The 4,970-nt window shown below is 67.9% G+C and carries 4 protein-coding genes; all 4 read right to left on the bottom strand.

The features are described from left to right. Window positions 1-67: 67 nt before the first annotated feature. Window positions 68-1,213: an ArsR/SmtB family transcription factor gene (locus ACE3UY_RS02630; protein ID WP_374686000.1), complete on the bottom strand. Its 1,146-nt coding sequence runs from the start codon at window positions 1,211-1,213 to the stop codon at window positions 68-70. Window positions 1,214-1,440: 227 nt separating this feature from the next. Then, complete coding sequence (locus ACE3UY_RS02625) at window positions 1,441-2,658, bottom strand: ABC transporter permease (RefSeq protein WP_374685999.1); 1,218 nt, start codon at window positions 2,656-2,658, stop codon at window positions 1,441-1,443. Window positions 2,659-2,765: 107 nt separating this feature from the next. Then, window positions 2,766-4,067, bottom strand: a complete 1,302-nt coding sequence (locus tag ACE3UY_RS02620) for an ABC transporter permease (RefSeq protein WP_374685998.1) — start codon at window positions 4,065-4,067, stop codon at window positions 2,766-2,768. A gap of 165 nt (window positions 4,068-4,232) precedes the next feature. Then, a partial coding sequence (locus tag ACE3UY_RS02615; protein ID WP_374685997.1) for an ATP-binding cassette domain-containing protein occupies window positions 4,233-4,970 on the bottom strand: 738 nt, incomplete at its 5' end.

The following is a 4,970-nucleotide window of genomic DNA, read 5'->3' as shown; positions in this document are numbered from 1 at the left end:
CGCGGCGCGGGCCAACTCTTTCTGGCGCAGCAGGTGCTGCTCGGCATCGTAGAGGTTCAGGTTCACGTTAACCCCCTCTCGCCCAACCGGGCGAGACTAACTCTCTGGCGTTCGCGCCGGTCAGGTACGAACCCAGGGCCTGTAGCGTGTTGTCCACGCGCTCGCTGTTCAGGTGGTAGCACTTCGCCCCGTTGCAGCGGCGCTCGCTCAGAAAACCGGCGGCCGTCAGTTGTTGCAGGTGGCGCGATGTGCCGGACTGGCTCAGGTCGAGCCGGGCCATGATGTCTTGCGACCGCAATTCGCCGGCGTCGGCGACCGACTTCAGGATGCTCAGCCGGGTGTCGTCGGCCAGGGCGCTCAGGCGCACCAGCAGCTCCGCCCGGCTCAGTTCGGGCACGTCCTCGTCCGCCCCTTCGGGCAGGCGCGCGCCGAACAGGAACCACAGGTGGCCGTCCGCCTCCGCCTTGGCGTGGTAGGGGCCGATGTGGGCCGACGGCACGAAGGTGATGCGCTCGACCCGCTCGAAGATGTCGGGCCAACATTCGCCCATCAGCGGCCGGCCGGCCACGCGCTCGACGATCGCCATCCGGCTCAGCCCGCTGAAGTCGAGGCCCTCGAAGGCGCGCACCGACTTCTGTAACATTGGCCGCACCCGCTCCCACTCGACGGCCAGGTACTTGTACCACATCGACCGCAGGTGGCCGACGATGAGGGCCTGCATGGCCGGCGGATCGATCAGGTAGGTGTAGGCCCGCCGCTCGATCTCCGGGATGACGGCGTCGTCGCTGAACCCCTCGCGCAGGAAGCCGATGAAGCTGTTCACGTCGGTCAGGATCTCGTCCTTCGACGGCCGCTCGCCCTCTTCGTCCCCTTCGGCCTTGACGACGATGTCGATGTAGGCGTCCAGCACCTTGTTGCGCAGCGCCAGCGGCGACATCGTCGCCAGGTGCTCCAGGTAGAGCGGGAAGCTGGGGTAGGCGGCGTCGGGGCGGGTGGCGTAGTAGAAGCCGATCATGACCAGGCTGTGCGTCTCGCGCTCTTCCGGCGTCATCGCCGCGGCCGTGCGATAGACCCAATCATCGAAGCCGGAGACCTCGTCGGCGCGGGCCAGCGTCACCAGCGAGTGGTGGATGTTGTGCGCCGGCTCCAGGCTGAAGCCGATGGCCTCGGCGGTGGCCTGCGGCATGATGAGGTCAGCAGTCGCTAATGGCATGATTCGCTTCCTTGCTTGTCATTTGCTTTCCCGGTTATGCAGTTATCCGGGTAATGTGGATAGTATAGATCGGGATGGGGCGCTTGTCAAGAGGCAATTTCCAGAAAATGCAATTATGTGCATAAAAGAAAGGGGCTAGGGGTTAGGGGCTAGGTTCTAGGGGCTAGGGACTAGGGAAGAGCGTTCTTCCTCTAGACCCTAGTCCCTAGACCCTAGCCCCTATCTTCTTACTCGTACCTGAACCGCCACACGCCCACGGCGAAGAAGACCGCCGCGAAGGCCAACAGCACCCCCGCCTCCGGCAGCACGTCGGCCAGCCCCGCGCCGCGCATGGTGATGTCGGTCAGGGCGCTCATGGCCCACGTCGTCGGCAGCACCTTGACGATCTGTTGCAGCCCGGCCGGGAACAGCTCCATCGGCCACCAGCAGCCGCCCAGCAGGGCCATGCTCATGCCCAGCATGATGCTCAGGTTGCTCGACTGGCTCTCCGTCTTGACGAACGTCCCCAGCATCGTCCCCAGCGCCACCCCGGCCAGGCCGAACGTCACCAGGATGAGCGCCAGCGCCGCCGGGTTACGCGCCCAGGGCACGCGCATGACCAGCACGCCGAAGGCGACCAGGATGACCATCTGCGCCAGGGCGATGAGATATTGCCCGCCCACGGCCCCCAGCAGGAAGGTGGACTGGCGCGTCGGCGTCGTCAGCAGCCGGCGCAGCGTGCCCAGCCCGCGCTCCATGGCGAACAGGCCCGACGCGCCCAGCAGGGGGATGAACACCCAGGTGATCAGCTGCCCGGCCGAGGATTGCGCGCGCTGGTCGTAGGTATCCCCGCCGCCGGCCGCCTGGACAAACTCCACCCGCGCCGGCTGCTGGCTCTCCGCCATCCCGGCGGCCGCCAACGCCCGCTCGAAGAACGCCGTCCGCTCCGCCTCGTCGGCGAAGGGACGGACGGCCTCCGCGCCCTCAGTGGCGTTGCGGGCCACCAGCAGCGGCCGGGCCACCGCGCCCACGGCCCGCTGCACCTCGCTCTCCACGGCCAGCCCGACGTTGCTGTTGGGCGCGACGCGCAGCAGCAGCTCGCCCGTCTGGCCGGCCAGCACGCCCCCGGCCGTCAGTCCCGCGCCAAAGCCGGCGGGGATGACCAGGATGGCCCCGGCATCGCCGGCGTCGAGCAGTTCCTCGGCCTCCGCCCGCGGCATCACTTCCGGCCGGACGGCGTCGGATTCGCCCAGCGCGGCCAGGAAGGCGGCCGAGCCGTCGCTGCCGTCCTCGTCGGCCACGGGCAGGACGAGGCGCGTGTCCTCGCCCGGCCCGGCCGCCGGCAGCCCGCCGCCGACGATGAAGGTGAAGACGATGGGCAGCACCAGGAAGAAGAGCAGTTCCGACCGCCCCTCGAAGCGCAATAGCGTGTCTTTGCGAATGATTGCGGAGAGTTTGTTGAGCATGGAAGCACCTTTGTTAGTTGTCAGTTGTCGGTTGTCAGTTGTTAGTTGTCAGTTGTCAGTACTGACAACTAACAACTGACAACTAACAACTGATCACTGACAACTGATCACTGACCACCGATCATCGCCCCCTGCCGGCGGCGGAAGATGAAGGCCGAGACGGCGAACAGGACAACGGCCATCGCCAGCAGCACGCCCACGGGCAGGGCCACGGCCGCCAGCCCATCCCCCGACGCCAGCCCGGTGAAGCCGTCCATCGCCCAGCGGTTGGGCGTGATGCGGCTGAGTTGGTCGAGCAAGGGGGAGACGTCTTGCAAGGGCGCAAAGCTGCCGCCCAGGATGCCAAAGATGAGCGTCAGGGCCATGCCCAGGCTGGTCACCTGGCCGGCGTTGGCCGCGGCCGAGGCGATGAGCACGCCCCAGCCCGTGGCCGCCAGCGCCGCGGCGACGATCAGCAGCAGCACGCCCAGCGGATTGCCCCAGTTCAGCCGGAACAGCAGCGTCGTCAGCAGGATGAGCGCCCCCAACTGGATGAAGCCGCCCAGGAAGATGCCCGCCACCTTGCCGCTGAGCACCTGCCCGTTGGTCACCGGCGCGACCAACATGCGCGCCAGCGTGCCCTCGCGCCGCTCGGACAGCAGCGTCCGCGCGCCCAGTGTGACCGCATACATCAGGAAGAGCAGCGCCATGGCCGGGGCGAAGTAGGCCAGCGGGTTGAAGCCGGCGCTGCCGCTGGGCGTGGCGCTCTCGCGGGTGACGCGCACCAGCGACGACGCGGCCATCGCCTCCCCGCCGGCCGCCTCGCCGAACAGTTGCGCGCCCATCGCCTCGCCCACCGCGCTCAGTTCGGCCGGGGGCACAGCCCCGCTCGCCGCCAACTCCGTCAGCGCGACCTCGATGGCGGTCACGCCCGTCTGGGCGCGGGCGGCGAACTCGTCCACGATGCCGCGCACGACCGACGCGCCGATGGGCGCGCCGGGGTCGCCGATGACCTGGACGGGCACGGGCGCCGGCAACTGGCCGGTGGCCGCGTCGGGCGTGTAGAGACGTTTCGCCGAAACGTCTCTACTGAAACCGGCGGGGATGATGACCGCCGCGGTCATGTCGCCGCGCTCCACCGCCGCCCGCGCCGCTGCCTCGTCATCCCACGCCTCGGACGCCAGCAGCTCGCTCAGGTCGGGGCTACTCAGCAGGCCAGCCAGCGCGTCGCCGAACTGGCCGCCGTCGTGGTTGACCACGGCCACGGGGATGCGGCTGATGGCCGGCGTGTCGTCGCCGCCGAAGCTGCCCGTCACCAGCCCCAGGCCCAGGCTCAGCACGAGCGGCCCGGCGATGATGAGCACCAGCGCCGCCCAGTCGCGGAACAGGATGTTGACGTCTTTCCACATGATGGTGAGTATCTTGTTCATCGTCGTCTCTCGGGAAGAGGTATCATCCGCAGATTGGGCAGATTGGGCAGATTATCGGTCGCTGGTTGTTGGTTGGTAGTCGTTGGTCGCTTGTATCGGTCACTAAAGACTACGCCCACCGACGGAAAAATCTGCCCAATCTGCCAAATCTGCGGATAACTCCTCTTAATCTCTTAGGCCACGGCCGGTCAGGTGCAGGAAGACGGCTTCCAGGTTCGGCTCCTCGATGTCCACCGAGCGCACGCGCAGGCCGGTCTGGGCCGCCCGGCCGACCACGCCGGGCAGCGCCTCGCGGGCGTCGGCCACGTTGACGGCGATCTCGTGGTCGGTGGCGCAGGCGCGCAACACGCCCGGCACGCCGTCGAACAGATCGACCGTCCCGTCGGCCGACACGTGGCCGGCGCTCCCGTTGGCGGCGGTCAGGGCCGCGGTCGCCTCTTCCATCAGGTGCAGCCGCAGCGTCTCCTGCCCGCCGACCAGCCGGGTCAGCTCGGCCTGCGTGCCCAGCGCGATGAGCTTGCCCTGGTCGATGATGCCCACACGGTCGGACAACTCCTCGGCCTCTTCCATATAATGGGTCGTGTACAGGACGGTCATGCCCCCGTCGCGCAACTCTTTGACCATCTCCAGGATGCGCCGGCGGCTCTGCGGGTCGATGCCCACCGTCGGCTCGTCCATGAACAGCAGTTGCGGCTTGTGCAGCAGCCCGGCGGCGATGTTGATGCGCCGCTTCATGCCGCCGGAGAAGGTGCGCACCTTGTCCTTGGCCCGGTCGCTCAGGCCGACCTGCTCCAGGACTTCATCGATGCGCCGGCTCAGTTCCTTGCCGCGCATGTCGTACAGTTGCCCCCAGAACTCCAGGTTCTGCCGGGCGCTCAGCACGTCGTAGAGGGCGATCTCCTG

Source organism: Promineifilum sp. (SeqCode) (assembly GCF_041918635.1).
GTDB lineage: Bacteria > Chloroflexota > Anaerolineae > Promineifilales > Promineifilaceae > Promineifilum.
This window is presented reverse-complemented; position numbering and strand designations above follow the sequence as displayed.

Coding starts and splice junctions, on each gene's coding strand:
- ACE3UY_RS02630 (WP_374686000.1), bottom strand. CDS start 1,213: ATGCCATTAGCGACTGCTGACCTCATCATGCCGCAGGCCACCGCCGAG.
- ACE3UY_RS02625 (WP_374685999.1), bottom strand. CDS start 2,658: ATGCTCAACAAACTCTCCGCAATCATTCGCAAAGACACGCTATTGCGC.
- ACE3UY_RS02620 (WP_374685998.1), bottom strand. CDS start 4,067: ATGAACAAGATACTCACCATCATGTGGAAAGACGTCAACATCCTGTTC.